The sequence below is a fragment of the Devosia riboflavina genome (assembly GCF_000743575.1).
Taxonomy (GTDB): Bacteria; Pseudomonadota; Alphaproteobacteria; order Rhizobiales; family Devosiaceae; genus Devosia; species Devosia riboflavina.
The window spans coordinates 1-18,836 of record NZ_JQGC01000022.1; the positions used below are offsets into that span (position 1 = coordinate 1).

The window sequence follows — 18,836 nt, forward strand, 5'->3', positions numbered from 1 at the left end:
CAGCACGGCGCCCGGGCTGGGCTCGTCGGCGCAGCCTATGCCGGGGCTCTCGGCCCCAACTGGAGGAGGACATAATGAGCGACGAACCTGCGGGCCTGGTGCGCCCCGACCGGCGCCGTCCGGAACCGCTATGGCACCAGGCGGAAATGGCACTGCGCGACCTCATCGATCAAGGCGAATGGGCTCCGGGCCTGCAAATCCCCAATGAGGATCGCCTGTGCGAAATGCTCGGCATTTCCCGCATTACCCTGCGCCACGCCCTGCGCAATCTCGAAGAAGCCGGCATGCTCCGTCGCGAGCATGGCCGCGGCACTTTTGTGCGCTCGGCGACCATGGTGGCCGGCGTCCGCGGCCTCACCAGTTTCACCGATGAAATGCAGACCCTCGCGGTCTCGCCGGGTACGCGCCTCCTCCTCGCGCAGGTCATTTCCGCGACGCGCGAAATCGCCGAAGCGCTCGAAATCGCCGAGGGCGATAGCGTCGTACAGCTCCGCCGCCTGCGTCTCGGCAATGGCCAGCCCATCGGCATCCAGACGACGCACCTGCCGTCCGCCCGTGTGCCCGGCCTCTTCGAAGCTGCCTCGGACGTGACCTCGCTCTATCGCTGGCTCAAGGACAATGCCGGCATTGTCCCGGTCAAGGCCAAGGAAGTCTACCGCGTCGGCGCCGTCGCCGCGGGCGATGCCTCCGATCTCGAACTGCCCGTCGGTACTCCGGCCTTCGAGGTCGAGCGCATCACCTTCGACCAGCGCAGCCCCTTCGAATTCGCGGTCTCAACCATGCGGGCCGACCGCTACGAAATCCGCTCAACCCTCTACGTCTAGTTTTGAAAGGCCAGACCCCATGTCCACTCTCTTCATTTCCAAGCTCGCGGCCATCGCCGAAAAGACTGCCGGCGAAAACGAAGCCGCATTCGAAGCTGCCTCCAAGGCCATGAGCGATACCCTCGCCAATGGCGGCCTCGTGCATCTCTACGGCTCGGGTCACTCGGTGCTGCCGGTGCAGGAAACCTATCCGCGCTACGGTTCTTATCTCGGCTTCAATCCGCTGACCGACCCGCGCGTCATGTGGCACAATATTCTGGGCGCCGGCGGCGTGCGCGAACTGCTCTGGCTCGAACGCACCGAAAAATATGCCGAAAAGTTCCTCGACCATCAGCCGCTCAATCCCGGCGACACCATCGTCATTTTCGGCCATTCGGGCAGCAATGCCTCGGGCATCGACACCGCCCTCTATGCCAAGGAACGCGGCCTCACCGTGATTGCCATCACGGCCAAGTCCAATGCCAGCAAGCCTGCAACCCATAGCTCCGGAAAACGCCTGCCGCATGCTTCCGACATCGTCATCGACACCGGCGCGCCGGTGGAAGACGCCATCGTCGACATCAAGGGCTGGAGCCGTCCGGTGTCCGGCTCCTCGACCGTCCTCGCCATGATCATGATGCACGAACTGGTGTCGCGCACGGCACAGAAGCTGGCCGACAAGGGTATTGAATTGCCGGTCTTCGCCTCGCCCACCATTCCGGGCGTGACCCTGCACGATACCGACATCATCTATGGTCAGTACCGCGAAAAGATGATCGATGCCCAGTCCAAGCATCTGGCCCAGTTCAAGAAGACCATGGCCAACGAAGGCTGACGCACCGCCAAGGGCGACCAGGCGCGAGCAGGTTCACCCGCTCGTGCTTGCGCCGGTCAGTCGACCGCAACCATGACGTCGGACGCCTTGACGACCGCGTAGGCGTCTTTGCCGACTTCCAGGCCAAGCTCATCGACCGCCTGATTGGTGATCGAGGCCGTCACGATAGAGCCGCCAATGTCGATGCGGACATGGGCCGTGGTCGCGCCCTTGACGACTTCCACGACTTTACCCTTGAGCTGGTTCCGGGCACTGATCTTCATGCGAATACCTCCATGGTCATGAGATAGATAAGCCCCATGCCACCCGCCGAAAACCCGCCACGGGAAATCCACATCGCCGCCTGCGTCATCGAACGCGCCGACGGCATGATTGCGCTTGTGCGCAAGCGCGGCACCTCGGCCTTCATGCAGCCGGGCGGCAAGCTCGAACCGGGCGAGGCCGCTGCAGATGCCGTTTTGCGCGAAGTGGAAGAAGAGCTCGGCATTCGCCTCACCCGCCCGCTCGAATCCATCGGACGCTTCTCCGCGACTGCCGCCAACGAGCCCGATACCCTGGTCTTTGCCGACGTGTTCTGGTGCCGATGCGACGAGGCCCTGGTCGTCCAGGCCGAAATCGAAGAGCTGCGCTGGATAGACCCCACCGCCCCAGGCGACATCACGCTCGCCCTGCTGACCAGCGACCACATCCTCCCTGCCCTCTTACACCGACGGCAAGGCTAGACTTTCGAACTGCCGCGCCTCTTCCACCAGCCAATCGCAAAAGAGCTGCGACTTGCGGTGCTGCCGGTTGCGACGGACGACGACATAGCTCTGGCCACTATCGACGAAGCCATAGGGCGCCACCAGCCGGCCGGAGGCGAGATCGTCCGACACCATGGGCCATGGCGCGATGGAGATGCCGAGCCCCGATAGCGCGGCCTCGATCATGAAATAGAAATGCTCATATTCGACGCCCTCATCACCGGTCACCGCCACCCCGGCCTGCCTCGCCCAGACCTGCCAGGCGTGCCGCCGGCTACGGGTATGCAGCAATGTGAGTTTTTCGAGATTTCCACCATGCCGATCATGGAGTTTTGGAGAAATCACCGGCCCGATCCTCTCGGGAAAAAGCTCGATGACCTCGGCATCCACCGGCCATGGCCCCGGCGCCGCGCGAATGGCGATATCGAAGGCATCGCGCTGAAAGTCGACCGGCTGGCTCGATGCCGACAATCGCACTTCGATGTCGGGATAGGCATCGCTGAACCGATAGAGCCGCGGGATCAGCCAGCGCATGGTAAAAGTGCCGGGACACGACACATCAAGCGGCCCCTCCGCCGTATCCGCCACCGACCGCACCGCCAGATCCATCTGATCGAAGGCCAGGCTTAGCCCCGCCAGCAGGGTCGCCCCGGCCTCGGTGAGCTGCATCCTGTTTTTCGGACCGGCAAACAGCGCCACGCCCAAAAGATCCTCCAGATGCTGCACCTGCCGGCTGATGGCGCTGTGGGTCACATGCAGCTCCTCGGCCGCCAGCGTCATGCGGCCATGCCGGCCGGCCGCTTCGAAAGCCCTGAGCGCATTGAGAGATGGCAGACGACGCATTTGTGCATTTTCCGAACATCGACTGTTCAGACTTATCGTTTTTCAACCACTAAAACCAATGCTTTCCTTCGGGCATATTGTGACGAAAGGAAACAAGCCCATGTCAGCCCGCCACCAGGATGGCAGCGCCGGCGACGCCAATTACGGCGTCATCGGCACGAATTATCGCCGCTATCGCCAGCCCGATCCGCATATCGCCGGTTTCATTCTCAAGGCGCTCGGCAATGCCAGCACAGTGCTCAATGTCGGCGCCGGAGCCGGTTCCTATGAACCCACTGACAGAGAGGTAACGGCCGTCGAACCTTCCGACTCCATGCGCGCCCAGCGTCCGGCCCATCTGAACCAGGCAATCGACGGCACCGCCGAAAACCTGCCCTTTGCCGATGGTGCGTTCCACGCCAGCATGGCGACATTCACCGTGCACCAGTGGAAAGACCTCAAGGCCGGCCTCACCGAAATGCGCCGTGTCACCAGCGGTCCCGTTTTGGTCCTGACATGTGACCCGACCAAACTCGACACCTTCTGGCTCAATGACTATGCGCCCGAAGCGATCTCCGTCGAAGCCAGCCGCTATCCATCCATGGACGGGATCGCCGCGGGCCTCGGCGGCTCCGTCGACATCCTGCCGGTGCCCATCCCGCTCGCCTGCACCGACGGCTTTAGCGAGGCCTATTACGGCCGGCCCGAAAGCCTCCTCGATCCCGGCGCCCGCCTCGCCAATTCGGCCTGGAGCTTTGTCGATCCATCCGTAGGCGAGCGCTTCGCAAAACGCCTTTCGGACGATCTTCAGTCCGGCCGATGGGACCGCCAACACGGCCAACTGCGCTCACAACCCTTCTTCGAAGGCTCGCTTCGCCTTCTCGTGGGGCGGCCGTGATGTCGATCATGCGGTGTGTCCAAAAGCCCAGGCTCTCTGACACACCCATAGTGCCTACCACCAGCGCGGATGCCCGGGCGTCAGTCCGTTGGCCGTCGCCGCGTCGATGGCGGCGATTTCTTCCGGCGCAAAGCTCAGATTGTTGAGCACACCGAGATTGTCCTGCAATTGCCCCAGCGTCCGGATGCCGATCAGCGCCGAGGTCAGTTCGGGCCGGCGCAGTACCCAGGCCAGGGCCATTTGCGGCAGGGTCTGGCCGCGTGCCCTGGCGATAGCCGCAAGCTTGCCCACCGCGTCGAGGGTTTCGGGCTTGATCCGATCGGCCTTGAGGAACGGATTGTTGCTCGTGCCGCGAGCGCCTTCGGTATCGCCGCTATTGTACTTGCCCGACAGCACGCCCTGCGCCAGCGGTGAAAAGGCAATCATGCCGATGCCCAATTCGCCACAGGCATCCACCGTCTTGTCGTCCTCGATCCAGCGATTGAGGATGGAATAGCTCGGCTGATGCAGGATGCAGGGCACGCCGAGGTTTTTAAGAATGGCATCGGCCGCGCGCGTCTCGGCTTCCGGATAATTGGAAATGCCGACATAGAGCGTCTTGCCCTGAGCCACGAGCGTTGCCAGCGCGCCCATGGTTTCTTCGAGCGGCGTCTTGGGATCGAAGCGGTGCGAATAGAAGACGTCGACATAATCGAGGCCAAGCCGCTTCAGCGACTGATCGGCGGAAGCGATAAGGTTCTTGCGGCTCCCCCATTCGCCATAGGGGCCATCCCACATCTGATAGCCGGCTTTGGACGAAATGATCAGCTCATCGCGATAGGGCCTGAAATCGCGGGCCATCACCTGCCCGAACAATTCTTCGGCCGATCCGGGAGGCGGGCCGTAGTTGTTGGCAAGGTCGAAATGCGTGATTCCGGCATCGAAGGCCGCGCCGAGCATTTCAAAGGCCGAAGGATAGTCCCGCGCGCCACCAAAATTCTGCCAGAGGCCGAGACTGATGACGGGCAGTTTCAGGCCGGAGCGACCGGCATGGCGATATTGCATGGTCTCGTAGCGACCGGGGGCAGCGCGATAGGTCATGATACGTCCAGGAGTGCTAGGTCGAGCCTCAGGGCCGACAACGGACGAACCATTTACAACGGCTGCCCCATCCTGCCCAGCCGTGGCAACAAATAGACTTGGCCGGGCGCATACCCAGCCAAGTCCCTGCTTCAGATTGCCAGCAGGCGCGCGGCCTGGCGCAGCGCCGCAGCCGTACGATTGGCACCACGCATAAGCTGGGTACGGGCAAAGCCGATGGTTTCCGGCCCATGCGTCCCAAGCTCGCTCGCCACGGAAAGCGCGGGAAGGCCCGGCACCGGCAGGGCCGGATCGTGGGTGAAGCGCGGACCGCGCGTATAGTTGAGCGGCACGAGAATGCGGGCGAGTTGCTGGATCACCGCATTGGCCCGCGTCTCGTCTACTGTGCCGGCCGCAATGCCGGCATAGAAAGCCTCGAGCGCAACACCGAGACCAGCCAGCTCTGCTGCAACCGGATCGAGCAGCGCGGCGTCGTCACCTGCCGCCTTCTGATATTTCTCCAGCGTCGCCTTGAACTCGACAGCCGTTGCGCGCCAGTCGAAAGGCAGGATCGTTGCATTGGCCACCGCCATGATGCCGGCCAGATAGACCTTGATATCGCGAATGAGAATATCGCGGTCGGCAATGTCCATCAGATCGTTTTCGGTGTGCCAGGCGATGTTCCCGCCGCAGCCGCCGACGGTGTAATAGTTCATCTCCTTGCGCTTCTCGACCGTCATGGTGGAGGACAGCATGAAGAAGCTCGAAAGCCCGATATTATTGAAGGAATAGTCGCCGGCGCGGAGCGGACGTTCGCCGTGGAAGGGTAGATCGGCGACCTCGCGGATGACATCGGTGCAAAGGCCATTGGCCTCGCTCATCACCGCGACATTTTCATAGACATCGGCCCAACGGCAGCCAGGGCTATCGCAATTGACCTGCGCGACGCAGTTGTCGTCGAGATCGAGCGCGAAGGCATCGGCATACCAGGCCGAGCCGGCATAGCGACCGGTGGAATGGCCCGGCCACCAGGCGATACGCACCGAGCGGCGGAGATCGCCACGATTGTGCCAGAGGACGCGGGCGATTTCGAGCATGGCCGCGTCACCCGTCGCATTGTCGCCCACCCCGACATCCCAACTGTCGTAGTGGCCAGCGAGCAGCACGAACTTTTCCGGCTCGACTGCGCCGGGCACGTTGACCACCGGAACAATGGACTTGAACCAGCCCTCTTCGAGCCGGGTCTTGATGGTGACACTGCCACCGGCCTTGGCGAGCGCGATTAGTTCCTGCCCGTCGGGGTTGTTGACCACGGCAACCGGGATCACCGGCTTGCGCGGCAGGCCATTGAGATCGGGCGAACCCCAGACCGACGAACAGATGCCCCAATGCCGGTCGACGCCCGGGTTGACCGCGATGACGCCGATGGCGCCCTTTTCCTGGAATTCGAGCACCTTGTTGGGCGAGGCAAAGCCATCGGTGAGCACGATCTTGCCGCGAATGCGCTCTTCGGCGGCCGCGGCCTCGTCCCGGTTCTTTTCGTAAAAGCTGCCGACGCTGGCGGCCAGTGCGCCCGGCACATGGTGCAGCATGCCGCTCATGCCCTCGGGGCAGCTCAGCGAATAGGCGGGAGGCTTGGAGGCATAGGTCTTGCCATTGGCCGCAACCGATGCCTCATATGGAATGGAGAGATAAAGCGAGGCTTCGAGCATTTCGACCGGCACGCCAAGCTCTCCAAGGCGCCGGGCAATATCATGGGCAGAGGCTTCGACGTCTTCCGGCTTCCAGCGTGGCATGGTGGAAAAGGCCTCCACCAGCGGCCATGCCGCGTCGGCATTGACCTGGGCGATGGCGTTTTTGATGGCCGTGTCGAGCATGCTGAACCCTCTTAGTGCGATGTGACGGCCCACGATGCCCCAAGATAAATTGTACGACAATCCGGATTGTACGACAATTTTCCGCTAGGCTTTGCGAAACACCCTCGTTACAGTCATTCCAACACGCCGTCGCACCGATTTGACCAAGACGGCCAAATGCAGGATGACCCACCCATTTTCCCTTGGGGCGACCGATACTGATGAGCGACTTGCGTAGAATCTTTCAGGTTGATGCATCGCACATGGCCGATGAGCTGGCGGAGGAGAGCACGCAAACGCGTCAGCTCGCCCGCGATCGGGTTTTTGACTCCGTTCGCACCGCCATCATGGAAGGTCGCATCGCGCCGGATACGCGTCTGACCGAACGCGAACTTTGCGAAGCCTTCGGCATCAGCCGCACCGTGGTACGCGAAGTCGCGCGCCGGCTGGAGGCCGAAAAGCTCGTCAGCGTCATTCCCCATAGCGGGCTCCGTGTGGCGCGGTTGACGCGAAAACACGTCCACGAAATCTACGAAATCCGCACCGAGCTTGAAGCGATCACCGTGCGCAGTTTCCTCGCCTGCGCCACGGACGAAGATATTGCCGCAGCGCAGGATTTCGGTCGTCGCCTGCTGGAAGCGGGCTCGAACGGCGACAAGGTCGGCATGGCCGAGACCATGTCGAAATTCCTGCGCTTCATGACCGATGTCGCGGATAACCAGATCGCTGCCGAAATGCTCGACCAGCTCCGCTCCCGCGTCAACATGCTCCGCATCTACGCCATGGACGAGCCTGGCCAGCTCGAAACCGGCATGGAAGGTGTGCGCGCCATCATCGCCGGCATCACCGCCCGCGATATTGCCGCCGCCGAGCGCGCCACCCGGATCTATGTGCGTCGCTCCGCCGACGCCGTGCTCCGCCATATGGACCGGGATGAATAGTGCCGCGCACGCTCCCGATACTTTCTCTTCTTTTCTCTCTGGAAGGCTTTTGATGACACCGCTCTCATCCGCCATGCCGGCCCTGGCGCCGGATACTGCCCCCATTTGCGATCCGGTGACGCTGGAAATCATCCGCGGGGCGATCATGGCGACCCAGCGCGAAATGGAAGCCCTGATCGAGCGCACCGCCATTTCCGCCTTCATCCGCGAAAAGAAGGACTTTTATACCGCCCTCTTCGACGAACGTGGCGTCATGGCCGTGGGTTCGATGGTGCCGATCTTCGGCGATCTGACCTCGCCAGTCTTCGAGCACTTCCCGCGCGAAACCATGAAGCCGGGCGACCTCTACTGGTACAACGACTGCTATGGCTCCAAGGGCGCTGTCACCCACTCGAACGACCAGGTGCTCCTCGCGCCGGTCTTCCATGGCGATCGCCTCTGCGCCTTCGTGATGAGCTGGGCCCACTTCGCCGATATCGGCGGCCTACATCCCGGCTCCATCAGCCCCGATGCCACGTCCATCTATCAGGAAGGCATCATCATCCCGCCGACCAAGCTGGTCGATGCGGGCGTCGTCAACGAAATGGCGCTCGCCATCTTCCACCGCAATTCGCGCTTTCCGGCCCAGAGCGAAGGCGACATGTCCGCGCTCATGGCGTCCGTAAAACTCGGCGTCACCCGTGTTGCCGAAGTCGTCGCGCGCCACGGCGCCGATACCGTGTCCGACGCGCTCGCCCAGCTCCTCGACCGCACGCGTACCCTCGTGCGTCGCCGCCTCGCCGAAACCTTTGATTACGGCACCTACAAGTTCTCCGACCAGATCGACAGCGACGGCCACGGCAATGGCCCGTTCAGCCTGCGCTTCGCTATCACCCGCGAAAAGGGTGCCAACGGCGAAGACCGCTTCATCTTCGATGCGACCGAGAGCGACGATCAGGCCCCGGGTCCCGTCAATCTCATCATGAACAAGGGCGTGCCCGGCATGGCGCTGGGGCTTTATTTCCTCGGCGGCGACCCCAGTCAGGTGGTCAATGCCGGCGGCCCGCTCGCCATCGATGAAGTGCGCCTCCGCGAAGGCTCCATCGTCCAGCCGCGCTTCCCCGCCCCACTCGGCATGCGCGGTCTGACCATGATGCGCATGCTCGCGGTGCTCAATGGCCTCGTCAATCGCGGCAAGGGTGGCGCCCCCGCGGCGCACTCGGCCTATGTCGTTACCATCATGCGCGGCACTTTTGGCAAGGAAACCGGCACGCCAAAGCCGTTCCTCCTCGCTGACGGCATCGGCGTCGGCTACGGCGCCCGCGACTTTGCCGATGGCATCGACGCAGTCTATTTCGTGGCGCAGGAAAACTATCCTGTCGAATTCCTCGAAGGCGGCTATCCCATCCGTCTGCGCCAATATGGCGTCGTGCCCGATTCCGGCGGCCCCGGCCGTTTCCGCGGCGGCACCGGCATCATCCGCGAATATGAAATCCTCGCCGATGAAGCGCTCCTCGCCATCCGCATCGACGGCGTCAAGAACCCGCCCTGGGGCTATGCGGGCGGCATGTCCGGCGGGGGCGGCTCCATCGTCGTCAATCCCGGCACGCCCGAAGAGCGCAAGATTCCGCCACTCTCGGACGGCACGGCGCTCAAGAAGGGCGATATTCTGCGCATCCGCACCGGTGGTGGTGGCGGCATGGGCCACCCCTATGATCGTCCGGCTGAACGCGTGCTCGAGGACGTCCGCGGCGGTTTCGTCACCGCCGATGCTGCCAAGACCTTCTATGGCGTCGTGATCGCTGACGACCAACTCGACGTCGAAGCCACAGAAAAACTGCGCGCCGACCGCCCGGCGACCAAACCCTTCCACCGCAATACCTATATCGATGAGCTCGCCTGATATGGCCACGGAAAATAGCCCAACCAATCTCGCCGTTGCCGTTGATATCGGTGGCACCTTTACCGACGTCGCGCTGGTCGATGGCGCTGGCCGCTCCTGGCGCGCCAAGACCCCGTCCATCCCTTCGGATCCTTCGGAAGCTTTCCTCAACGGCATCCGCCTTGCCCTGCAGCAGGCCGGCGCTTCGGCTGCCGATCTCGATCAGGTGCTGCACGGCACGACCGTTGCCACCAATATGATCCTCGAAGGCAAGGGCGCCCGCACCGCCCTCGTCACCACGCGCGGCTTCCGCCACGTGCTGGCGATCGGCCGCCAGGATATTCCGCGCAAGGCCAATCTCTATACCTGGGTCAAGCCGGTTCCCCCGGTGCCCTCGAGCCGCATCGTCGAAGTCGACGAGCGCATCGCTGCGGGTGGCGCCGTCCTCGAAACGCTCGATGAAGCAACCGTTCGCGCCGCCGCCGAAAAGATCCGCGGCATGAATGTGCAAGCCGTCGCCGTCTGCCTCATCCACGCCTATGCCAATCCCACGCATGAACGTCGCGTGGCCGAAATTCTGCGCGAGGAACTGCCCGATCTCGCCGTCACTGTTTCCAGCGACGTACTGCCGGTGGTGCGCGAATATGAGCGCAGCCTGACCACAGTGCTCAACGCCACCGTCATGCCGGGCGTGACCACCTATGTGAAAAACCTCGAAAAGCGCCTCGACGACGAGGGCGCCACCCCGCCGCTGATGCTGATGCAGTCCAATGGCGGCGTCGCCGGCGCGCCAAAGATCCGCGTCGCCCCTGCCCTAACGGCCCTTTCCGGCCCCGCAGCCGGCGTCGTCGGCGCCCGCGCCGCGGCCGCGGCCTGCGGCATCGAGGACATCATCACCAATGACATCGGCGGCACCTCGGCCGATATCTGCCTCATCAAGGGCGGCCAGATCGGCCTTACCCAGCATGGTGCCGTCGGCGAGTGGCCGCTGGCTTTGCCCATGGTCGACATGATCACCATCGGCGCCGGCGGCGGCTCGCTTGCCCGCATCAAGGACGGCGCTCTTACTGTCGGCCCTGAAAGCGCCGGCGCCTGGCCGGGCCCCGCCTGCTACGGCAAAGGCGGCACCGAACCTACCGTGACCGACGCCCACGTTGCCCTCGGCCAGTTGCCGGCCCGCCTCCTCGGCGGCAGCATGGTGCTCGATGTCGAAGCAGCCAAGCGCGCGGTGATGACCATTGCCGAACCGCTCGGTCTCGATCTGGAGACCGCAGCCCGCGGCATCCTCGCCATTGCCGACAATCACATGGTCGGTGCCATGCGCGTCGTCTCGGTCGAGCGCGGCCACGATCCGCGTGATTTCACCCTCGTACCGTTTGGCGGCGCCGGCCCGCTCCATGGCTGCGCCCTTGCCGATCTTCTCGGCATCAAGAGCGTGCTCATCACCCCGGCTCCCGGCGTGCTCTGCGCCGATGGCCTGCTGGCCGCCGATCTCAAGTCGGAATTTTCACGCGCCATGGCCATCCCAAGCGCCATGGACCCGACTGCAACCGAGCCGATCATCGCCGAACTCGAAGAGCAGGCAAAAGCCTGGCTCGATGAGGAAGACGTTGCCGCCGAAGCGCGCGTTATCGAACGCGTAGCGCTGATGCGCTATGCCGGCCAGGGCGGCGAAATCGCCGTCGCCTATGCCGCCAATCGCGCAGAGGTCGAGGCCAATTTCCAGACCGCCCACAAGGCGCTTTATGGCTTCAATCTCGGCGCCCCGATCGAGCTCGTCACCCTGCGCGTTCACGCAACTGGTCTTGCCGCCGTGCCCCCCGCCGTCGAACTTGCGCCGGGCACAACGCCTGCGCCCGAAGAGCACACGGCCGTCAGCATCGGCGGCAGGCAGGTCGATGTGCCCGTTCTCGACCGCGCAAAACTCGGCGCCGGTGCGACCTTTGCCGGTCCCGTCATCCTGACACAGCTCGATACCACGACCTTCGTCGCTGTCGGCTGGCAGGGCAAGGTGCATGCCTCGGGCGGTATCATCCTCACCAAGGAAGCAGCATGACCTCGCCGACGCTCAGCCCGGTCTTCGCCCATATCGAAGCCCGGCACGACGAATATATCGCCCGCCTCATCGACTATGTGCGCAACCCGTCGATCAGCGCGCACAATATCGGCATCCGCGAAGTCTCGGAACTTCTCGTCAAAATGCTGGGCGAGCTGGGTATGGAAGTCGAGGCGATCCCGACCAAGGGCCATCCCTTCGTCCTCGCCCGCTACAATGTCGATCCGGCAAAGCCTACCGTGCTGCTCTACGGCCACTATGACGTGCAGCCGCCCGATCCACTGGAACTATGGGACAGCCCGCCCTTCGAACCGACCATCCGCAATGGGCGCATCTATGCCCGCGGCGTTGGCGACAACAAGGGCCAGCATTTCGCGCAGATCATGGCCATCGAGGCGCATCTGAAGGTGCACGGCACCCTGCCCTGCAATGTCATTTTCTTGCTTGAAGGCGAAGAAGAGATCGGCTCGCCGCAGATCGCCGATTTCGTGCGTGACCACAAGGATCAACTCAAGGCCGACTTCGTGGTCACGGCCGATGGCCCGCTGCACGAATCCGGCAATTCGACGCTGACCTATGGCGTGCGCGGCATGACCTCGTTCGAGCTGCGCGTCCGCACCGCCGCCCGCGATGCCCATTCGGGCAACTATGGCGGCGTCATGCCCAATGCCGTCTGGACGCTGGTGCATCTGCTCTCGACCATGAAGACCCCCGATGGCCGTATCACCATCGACGGCTTGCACGACCAGATCATTCCGCCGACCGAAGCCGACATCGCCGCGACCAAGGCACTGCCGCTCGATCTGCCGGAATATATGGCCGATATGGGCCTGACGCGCCTCGATGAACCCGCCGATCGTCCCTTCTGGGACCGGCTGATGTTCCATCCGACCCTGACCATCAATGGTCTTCACGGTGGCTATGGCGGGCCGGGCACCAAATCAGTTCTGCCCTGCGAGGCCGTCGCCAAATGCGACATCCGCCTCGTCGAAGCCATGACGCCGGAACACATCTATGCCTGCGTAAAGGCTCACGTTGCGAAGCACGCGCCGGAGGTGGAAGTCATCACCTATGGCTCCATGCTGCCCTCGCGCACGCCGCTCGATGACCCCTGGGGCAAGCTGATCCAGGAAGCCATCGTTGAAGCCCGCAACGAGCAACCGCTGGTTTATCCATCGGCCGGCGGTAGCCTGCCCGACTATGTCTTTACCAAGGTACTCGGCGTCCCCGCCTTCGTCATGCCCTATGCCAATGCCGACGAAGCCAACCACGCGCCCAACGAGAACATGGAAATCGACCTGTTCCTGAAAGGTATCCGCACCGGCGCCGCGCTTCTCGACCGCCTCGGCCGCGTCTGAACGATTTCACGCATGAAAAAGGCGGCCGGATCGCTCCGGCCGCCTTTTCTGTTTCCTACGCGTTGAGTTCGACCGCCTCATGCACCGGATGATAGCAGGCAACGCCGCTAACGCCGGCCGCATCGGTATGCCGCTTCATTTGCGGCTCATTCGTGCGGCACTCATCTGTCACCCGCGGGCAGCGCGGATTGAAGCGACAGCCCGGCGGCGGATTGACCGGATTGGGCGGCTCGCCACGCGTCGCCTTGCCGCGTGCCAGACGCGCCCGCGCGGGGTCTGGCTCCAATGCAGAGCCGCGCAAAGCGACGGTGTAGGGATGGTTTGGCGTCACCAGAACCCGGTCGGCACCGCCCTCTTCGACCGCACGGCCGAGATACATCACCATCACCCGATGCGAGATGGCGCGCACCACGGCGAGATCGTGGGCAATGAAGATAATCGCGATACCGAGTCGCTTCTGCAGGTCGATCAGCAGGTTCACCACCTGCGCCTGAACTGACACGTCGAGGGCCGAAACCGGCTCGTCGCAGACCAGAACCGATGGTTCAGCCGCCAATGCGCGCGCAATACCGATGCGCTGGCGCTGGCCGCCTGAAAATTCATGTGGAAAACGGCTCGACGCGGCGGGATCGAGACCCACCGCCGTCAAAAGTTCTTCAACCCGTGCCGTGCGCGGAGCACCCTTAGCAAGCCCATGCACATCGAGCGGTTCGGCCACGATATCGAGCACGGTGCGGCGCGGATTGAGCGACAGATAGGGATCCTGAAACACCATCTGCACCTGCCGACGCAGCGCGCGATCCCGCTTGATCGGGGCGCCACGGAAGAGGATTTCGCCTTCATCCGGGGTTTCGAGGCCCACCAGCATGCGCGCCAGCGTGGACTTGCCGCAACCGGACTCACCCACCACCGCCAGCGTTTCGCCCGGCATAACGGCCAGACTCACGTCTTTCACCGCCTGAAAAGGCTTACCGAACACGGCGCCACCGGCACGAAAAGTCTTGGAGAGGCCACGGGCTTCAAGGATCGGTTCAGCCGACATGGGCAGTCTCCACCAGCGGATAGTGACAGGCGCGGCTACGCCCCGGAAGATCGCCGATAAGTTCCGGGCGGACCTTGGTGCACAAATCGCCCAGATGCGTGCAGCGCGGATTGAAGGCGCAGCCCGGTGGCGGCGCAATCAGATTGGGCGGCGAACCCTTGATCGGCTCGAGTTTTTCCACGGTCTCGATGCGCGGTGCCGAGGCCATCAGCGCCGCCGTATAGGGGTGGGAAGGCGCCCGGAAAATATCGTCGACACTGCCGGTTTCGACGAGGCGCCCGGCATACATCACGGCCACCCGTTCAGCCATGCGCGCCACGACGCCGAGGTCATGGGTGATGAGCAGGATGGCCATGCCCAATTCGTCGCGCAGCTCGTCCAAAAGGTCCAGAATCTGGGCCTGAACAGTCACGTCGAGCGCCGTCGTCGGCTCGTCGGCAATCAGCACTTCGGGTTTCAGCGCGATGGCCGAAGCGATGAGAATGCGCTGCCGCATGCCGCCGGAAAACTGGTGCGGATAGTCGTCGATGCGCTTGTCGGCCGAGGCCAGATGCACCGAGCGCAACAGCTCGATCGAGCGCTCCCGCGCCTCCTTTTTGGAGACATTGAGGTGGGTGCGATAGAGCTCGCCAAGCTGGTCGCCGATGGAGAGAACCGGGTTGAGCGCCGAGAGCGCGTCCTGGAAAACCAGGCTGATCACACGCCCACGCAGCTTGCGTTTCTGCTCCTCGTCGGCGGTGAGCAGGTCATGCCCCGCCAGCTCCATGCGCCGCGCATTGATCGTCGCATTGCCGCGGACAATGCCCATCACCGCGCGCGTCGAAACCGATTTTCCTGAGCCGGATTCCCCCACCAGCGCCAGCACTTCGCCGCGCTTGAGGTCGAACGATACATCGCTGACCGCCTTCACCTCGCCGCGCATGGTGCGGAAGCTGACATCGAGGCCTGACACCGACAGCACTGGGCGCTCGTCTGCCTGTTTCGTCATCAGTGACAATACCTCGCTCAGAAATTGTACGACAATCCTTGACACGGCTTTGAGCGCATCGCAACACTTGGGTGCCAATTCAACAGCGAGACCATGATGATCCGCAATGTTAGGAATGCTTTGACCCGTCGTTCCGTCCTGATGGGCGGGGTCGTTATGGCCATGGGGATGGCCAGCCTGAGCCCTGCTTCAGCGCAGGACGCAGCCAGCCGCATCGTCATCGGCACCACCGCCGACGTCGTCAATTTCAACCCGCTCGTCGGCAATAGCCGTTCGGATACCTGGGTCACGAACCTGATGTATCCGCGCCTGATGCAGATGACGGACAAGGGCTCCAAGGATCCCTATGTTGCCACCGAATGGGGCTATTCCGAGGACGGCCTGACCGCCTGGATGGACATCCGCGGCGACATGACCTGGAATGACGGCACGCCCTTCACGGCCGATGACATCGTCTTCACCATCACCGCAGTCACCACCGAAAAGATTGGCGTGACGGCAGGTCTCATCCCGTCCTTCGTCAGCGCGACGGCCGTTTCGCCGACCCGCGTCGAATTCACGCTCAGCCGTCCGGACTCGACCTTCCTCACCAATATCGGCTTCTGGATGCCGATCGTTCCCAAGCACGCCTTCCCCGAAGTCGGCCAGGTCGCAGCCTTCGCGAATGACAAGGATTGGGTGAGCGCTGGTCCCTTCATCCTCACCGAAGTCAATGCCGGCCAGAACTACCTGCTGACCGCCGTCGACAATTATCCGCTCGTTGAAGCCGGCAAGGCGACCGTCGACGAAGTCGAATTCCGCGTCTTCCCCGATGTGAACGCCCAGGCCCTCGCCCTGCGCGCCGGTGACCTCGATCTCATCGCCAACTCGCTGCCGGCCCCGATCGCCCGCACGCTGCAGGGCCAGCCGGGCATCACCATCGCCCAGGCGCCGTCGCTCGGTTGGTCGCATGTTCTCTACAACATGACCGACGAAGTGCTCTCCAAGCTCGAAGTGCGTCAGGCTCTGGCTCATGCCGTGGACTACGAGGCCATCCGCACGATCGCCATGCAGGGCCTTGCAACCTCGACCAATTCTTCGGCCGTGTCGCCGGTCCTCAGCTATTGGGCCGATCCGGAAGCCAAGGAATATGCCTTCGATCCGGAGCTTTCCAAAAAGATCCTGACCGATGCCGGCTATACCGACGCCAATGGCGACGGCTTCTTCGACGGAATCGAATTCTCCCTGCTTTACGAACAGAGCGCCGCCGATATCGCCAACTGGGCCCAGATCATGAAGGACGGCGCTGCCAAGGCCGGCATCAAGATCAACCTGACCGGTCTCGAGCGCAACACGTACCTGGCCCGTGGCCGTGAGAAGGACTTTGACATTTACGCCGGCAACTGGGCGGTGATGGAAGAGCCGGCCGCCTATCTCGGCCTCGCCTATCGCACCGGCGGCTTCATCAACTATGCCTCGATCTCCGACCCCGACCTCGAAAAGCTGATCGACGAAGCCCAGGCCGCCACGACCCCCGAAGCTGTGAAGGTACCGGTTCAGGCAGCCGCGAAGCTGATCTCGGAAAAGGTCTACGACAACGTGCTCTACTACCAGACCTTCCAGTTCGCCTATAACAGCGACAAGTGGGAAGGTTTCGTGATCCAGCCTTCCGACCTGCTCTCGCTGGTCAATCCGCTGTCGCTGGCTTCGGTCAAGCCCAAGAACTGATCCAGTAGAGACCTGATAACGTGCATCTCACCGGCTACTTTCTGCAACGTTTGATACGTGGATTGGTGACCTTCTGGTTCGCCGTGACGGTTACCTTCTTCCTCGTCCGGCTTTTGCCGGGTGACCCGGTGCTGGCTGTCGCCGCACCGGGCATGACCGAGGAAATCCGCCAGACCCAGTTGCAGCAGTTCGGCCTCGATCGCCCTCTGCTCGTGCAGTACTTCGCGTATCTGCGCGAGCTCGTTCAAGGCAATTTGGGCGTCTCGTTCCTGCGCAGCCAGCCGGTGAGCCAAGTCTTGATGGAGCGTCTCCCGTGGACGCTCCTTCTGACCGGGTCGGCGCTCCTGCTCACGGTGATCCTTGGCGTGCCGCTTGGCGTCCTGGCGGCCACCCGTGCCCGCGGCTGGGTCGATCAGGTCGTCCAGATCACCGGCGTCGTCGGACAGTCGCTCTTTGTGCCTTCGCTCGGCATTCTGCTCCTCTACACCCTCGGCCTCATGCTCGGCTGGTTCCCCATAGGCGGGGCGGTCAAATCGGGCCTCACGGGTTTTTCCTACTATCTCTCCGTCCTCCACCACCTGATCCTGCCCAGCTTCACGCTCGTTCTCGCGCAGCTCGCCTCCTATGTGCTGACCCTGCGCGCCACGCTCATCGAAGCCCTCGGCGAAGAATATTGCGATCTCGCCCGCGCCAAGGGCACCCGCGAAAACAAGGTGATCTGGAAGCACGCGCTGCGCAACGCGCTCCTCCCCACCACGACCCTGATCGGCCTTCAGATCGGGTTCCTCGTTGGCGGCGCCGTGCTCACCGAGACCATCTATGCCTATCCCGGCGTCGGCCGCGCCATCTATGAGGCTGTCGGCCAGCTCGATTTCCCCGTGCTGCAGGGCGCTTTCGTGCTGCTGGCTGCCACTGTGGTGATCGCCAACCTTATCACAGACATTGCCTACGGGCTCTTGGACCCGCGGGTGCGCGCCTGATGACCACGACCAACACTTCCGCGACCGCGCCCACCCTGGCTCCCGCCGACCTGAAACCCGCCCAGCGCACTTGGCGCGCCTTCCGGCGCAACCCGCTCGGCATGGGCTCGGCCGCCGTCATTCTGCTCATGGTGGTCATTGCCATCATTGCCCCGCTCCTCGCCGAATTCCCCAGCGGCTATGGCATCGAAATCCTAATGCCGCCCTCCGCCGCCCATCCCTTCGGCACCGACGATCTCGGGCGTGACGTCTTGGCCCAGGTCATCTGGGGCACCCGCATCAGCATGATCATCGGCTTTGCCTCGTCCTTCCTCGCCATCCTCATCGGCGTGGCACTCGGCATTCTCGCCGCCTATGCCAAAAGGCTCGACGCACCGATCTCCATGCTGGTCGACGTGTCCCTGGCCCTGCCGGTATTGCCGCTGATGATCCTCGTGGCAGCCCTCGTCGGCCCCTCGGTGACCACGCTGGTCGTCGTCATTGCGCTCTTTTCCTGGCCCGAAGTGACCCGCATCGTCCGCTCGCAGGCGCTGTCGGTCACGCGTCTCCCCTATGTCGATGCCGCGCGCACGATTGGCGGCTCGCATTTCTGGATCATGACCCGCCACCTGCTGCCGGCCGTGGCCCCGATCATCGTGGTGTCGGTCGTGCTCACCGCTTCGCGCGCCGTAATGTCGGAAGCGGGCCTCTCCTTCCTCGGCCTCGGCGATCCGGAGAGCTGGTCCTGGGGCAAGATTCTCTTCAATGCCCAGCGTTCCGGCGCGCTCACCGTTGCCTGGTGGTGCACGCTCTTCCCCTCGCTGGCCATCCTGCTTCTGGTCGTCTCTTCGACCCTGATGTCGATTGCCTATAACGACGCCCGCAATCCAAAAACCCGGGAGAATTGA

General features: G+C 63.2%; 17 protein-coding genes. 11 read left to right on the forward strand and 6 right to left on the reverse strand.

The annotated features are described in order from the left end of the window. Positions 1 to 74: 74 nt before the first annotated feature. Both JP75_RS19050 and JP75_RS19055 read left to right on the forward strand, forming a co-directional pair. Positions 75 to 824 carry a GntR family transcriptional regulator gene (locus tag JP75_RS19050; RefSeq protein WP_035086037.1) on the forward strand — a complete coding sequence of 250 codons (750 nt, stop codon included), beginning with the start codon at positions 75 to 77 and terminating at the stop codon, positions 822 to 824. Positions 825 to 843: 19 nt separating this feature from the next. Continuing rightward, on the forward strand, positions 844 to 1,638 hold the full coding sequence (locus JP75_RS19055) for a sugar isomerase domain-containing protein (RefSeq protein WP_035086038.1): 795 nt from the start codon (positions 844 to 846) through the stop codon (positions 1,636 to 1,638). Positions 1,639 to 1,694: 56 nt separating this feature from the next. On the opposite strand, the gene JP75_RS19060 is transcribed toward JP75_RS19055, so the two are convergent. Beyond that, complete coding sequence (locus JP75_RS19060) at positions 1,695 to 1,901, reverse strand: TOBE domain-containing protein (RefSeq protein WP_035086040.1); 207 nt, start codon at positions 1,899 to 1,901, stop codon at positions 1,695 to 1,697. Between the two features lie 36 nt (positions 1,902 to 1,937). Here JP75_RS19060 and JP75_RS19065 point away from each other — a divergent pair, with 36 nt between their 5' ends. After that, on the forward strand, positions 1,938 to 2,360 hold the full coding sequence (locus JP75_RS19065; protein ID WP_035086042.1) for an NUDIX hydrolase: 423 nt from the start codon (positions 1,938 to 1,940) through the stop codon (positions 2,358 to 2,360). On the opposite strand, the gene JP75_RS19070 is transcribed toward JP75_RS19065, so the two are convergent. Beyond that, on the reverse strand, positions 2,340 to 3,224 hold the full coding sequence (locus tag JP75_RS19070; RefSeq protein ID WP_035086044.1) for a LysR substrate-binding domain-containing protein: 885 nt from the start codon (positions 3,222 to 3,224) through the stop codon (positions 2,340 to 2,342). The genes JP75_RS19065 and JP75_RS19070 overlap by 21 nt on opposite strands. Positions 3,225 to 3,324: 100 nt before the next feature. Between JP75_RS19070 and JP75_RS19075 the strand changes: the two genes are divergently transcribed. Further along, the gene (locus JP75_RS19075) at positions 3,325 to 4,101 is read left to right on the forward strand and encodes a class I SAM-dependent methyltransferase (RefSeq protein ID WP_035086046.1); all 777 of its coding nucleotides are present in this window, start codon (positions 3,325 to 3,327) and stop codon (positions 4,099 to 4,101) included. A 54-nt stretch (positions 4,102 to 4,155) separates the two neighbouring features. Here the strand turns inward: JP75_RS19075 and JP75_RS19080 are convergent, their stop codons facing one another. Then, on the reverse strand, positions 4,156 to 5,181 hold the full coding sequence (locus tag JP75_RS19080; protein ID WP_051960934.1) for an aldo/keto reductase: 1,026 nt from the start codon (positions 5,179 to 5,181) through the stop codon (positions 4,156 to 4,158). A gap of 131 nt (positions 5,182 to 5,312) precedes the next feature. After that, positions 5,313 to 7,037 carry a M28 family peptidase gene (locus tag JP75_RS19085; protein WP_035086047.1) on the reverse strand — a complete coding sequence of 575 codons (1,725 nt, stop codon included), beginning with the start codon at positions 7,035 to 7,037 and terminating at the stop codon, positions 5,313 to 5,315. 200 nt (positions 7,038 to 7,237) lie between these two features. On the opposite strand from JP75_RS19085, the gene JP75_RS19090 reads away from it, so the two are divergent. From JP75_RS19090 to JP75_RS19105, 4 genes are read left to right on the forward strand one after another with little or no spacing between them, the layout of a single operon-like run. Beyond that, a complete protein-coding gene (locus JP75_RS19090) occupies positions 7,238 to 7,957 on the forward strand; it encodes a GntR family transcriptional regulator (protein WP_084587796.1) in 720 nt (239 codons plus the stop codon). A gap of 52 nt (positions 7,958 to 8,009) precedes the next feature. Further along, positions 8,010 to 9,839 carry a hydantoinase B/oxoprolinase family protein gene (locus JP75_RS19095; protein ID WP_035086051.1) on the forward strand — a complete coding sequence of 610 codons (1,830 nt, stop codon included), beginning with the start codon at positions 8,010 to 8,012 and terminating at the stop codon, positions 9,837 to 9,839. 1 nt (position 9,840) lies between these two features. Then, positions 9,841 to 11,874, forward strand: a complete 2,034-nt coding sequence (locus JP75_RS19100) for a hydantoinase/oxoprolinase family protein (protein ID WP_035086052.1) — start codon at positions 9,841 to 9,843, stop codon at positions 11,872 to 11,874. After that, complete coding sequence (locus JP75_RS19105; RefSeq protein ID WP_035086054.1) at positions 11,871 to 13,232, forward strand: M20/M25/M40 family metallo-hydrolase; 1,362 nt, start codon at positions 11,871 to 11,873, stop codon at positions 13,230 to 13,232. Before JP75_RS19100 ends, JP75_RS19105 begins: the two co-directional genes overlap by 4 nt. A 55-nt stretch (positions 13,233 to 13,287) precedes the next feature. On the opposite strand, the gene JP75_RS27105 is transcribed toward JP75_RS19105, so the two are convergent. Beyond that, positions 13,288 to 14,274, reverse strand: coding sequence for an ABC transporter ATP-binding protein (locus JP75_RS27105; RefSeq protein WP_084587797.1), 987 nt, complete (start codon positions 14,272 to 14,274; stop codon positions 13,288 to 13,290). Further along, the gene (locus JP75_RS27110) at positions 14,264 to 15,262 is read right to left on the reverse strand and encodes an ABC transporter ATP-binding protein (RefSeq protein ID WP_035086055.1); all 999 of its coding nucleotides are present in this window, start codon (positions 15,260 to 15,262) and stop codon (positions 14,264 to 14,266) included. Before JP75_RS27110 ends, JP75_RS27105 begins: the two co-directional genes overlap by 11 nt. A gap of 120 nt (positions 15,263 to 15,382) precedes the next feature. On the opposite strand from JP75_RS27110, the gene JP75_RS19120 reads away from it, so the two are divergent. The 3 genes from JP75_RS19120 to JP75_RS19130 are packed head-to-tail and all read left to right on the forward strand — an operon-like array spanning position 15,383 to position 18,836. Further along, complete coding sequence (locus JP75_RS19120) at positions 15,383 to 16,969, forward strand: ABC transporter substrate-binding protein (protein ID WP_201772955.1); 1,587 nt, start codon at positions 15,383 to 15,385, stop codon at positions 16,967 to 16,969. 20 nt (positions 16,970 to 16,989) lie between these two features. Continuing rightward, a complete protein-coding gene (locus JP75_RS19125; RefSeq protein WP_035086057.1) occupies positions 16,990 to 17,949 on the forward strand; it encodes an ABC transporter permease in 960 nt (319 codons plus the stop codon). Then, positions 17,949 to 18,836 (forward strand): ABC transporter permease, encoded by an 888-nt coding sequence (locus tag JP75_RS19130; RefSeq protein WP_035086058.1) that lies wholly within the window; start codon positions 17,949 to 17,951, stop codon positions 18,834 to 18,836. The genes JP75_RS19125 and JP75_RS19130 overlap by 1 nt, the downstream gene beginning before the upstream one ends.

Bases quoted from the DNA above. Each gene is read 5' to 3' on its own strand.
- JP75_RS27105 (WP_084587797.1), bottom strand. From the start codon at position 14,274: ATGTCGGCTGAACCGATCCTTGAAGCCCGTGGCCTCTCCAAGACTTTT.
- JP75_RS19050 (WP_035086037.1), top strand. From the start codon at position 75: ATGAGCGACGAACCTGCGGGCCTGGTGCGCCCCGACCGGCGCCGTCCG.
- JP75_RS19065 (WP_035086042.1), top strand. From the start codon at position 1,938: ATGCCACCCGCCGAAAACCCGCCACGGGAAATCCACATCGCCGCCTGC.
- JP75_RS19100 (WP_035086052.1), top strand. From the start codon at position 9,841: ATGGCCACGGAAAATAGCCCAACCAATCTCGCCGTTGCCGTTGATATC.
- JP75_RS19080 (WP_051960934.1), bottom strand. From the start codon at position 5,181: ATGACCTATCGCGCTGCCCCCGGTCGCTACGAGACCATGCAATATCGC.
- JP75_RS27110 (WP_035086055.1), bottom strand. From the start codon at position 15,262: ATGACGAAACAGGCAGACGAGCGCCCAGTGCTGTCGGTGTCAGGCCTC.
- JP75_RS19085 (WP_035086047.1), bottom strand. From the start codon at position 7,037: ATGCTCGACACGGCCATCAAAAACGCCATCGCCCAGGTCAATGCCGAC.
- JP75_RS19090 (WP_084587796.1), top strand. From the start codon at position 7,238: ATGAGCGACTTGCGTAGAATCTTTCAGGTTGATGCATCGCACATGGCC.
- JP75_RS19095 (WP_035086051.1), top strand. From the start codon at position 8,010: ATGACACCGCTCTCATCCGCCATGCCGGCCCTGGCGCCGGATACTGCC.
- JP75_RS19070 (WP_035086044.1), bottom strand. From the start codon at position 3,224: ATGCGTCGTCTGCCATCTCTCAATGCGCTCAGGGCTTTCGAAGCGGCC.
- JP75_RS19060 (WP_035086040.1), bottom strand. From the start codon at position 1,901: ATGAAGATCAGTGCCCGGAACCAGCTCAAGGGTAAAGTCGTGGAAGTC.
- JP75_RS19075 (WP_035086046.1), top strand. From the start codon at position 3,325: ATGTCAGCCCGCCACCAGGATGGCAGCGCCGGCGACGCCAATTACGGC.
- JP75_RS19130 (WP_035086058.1), top strand. From the start codon at position 17,949: ATGACCACGACCAACACTTCCGCGACCGCGCCCACCCTGGCTCCCGCC.
- JP75_RS19105 (WP_035086054.1), top strand. From the start codon at position 11,871: ATGACCTCGCCGACGCTCAGCCCGGTCTTCGCCCATATCGAAGCCCGG.
- JP75_RS19055 (WP_035086038.1), top strand. From the start codon at position 844: ATGTCCACTCTCTTCATTTCCAAGCTCGCGGCCATCGCCGAAAAGACT.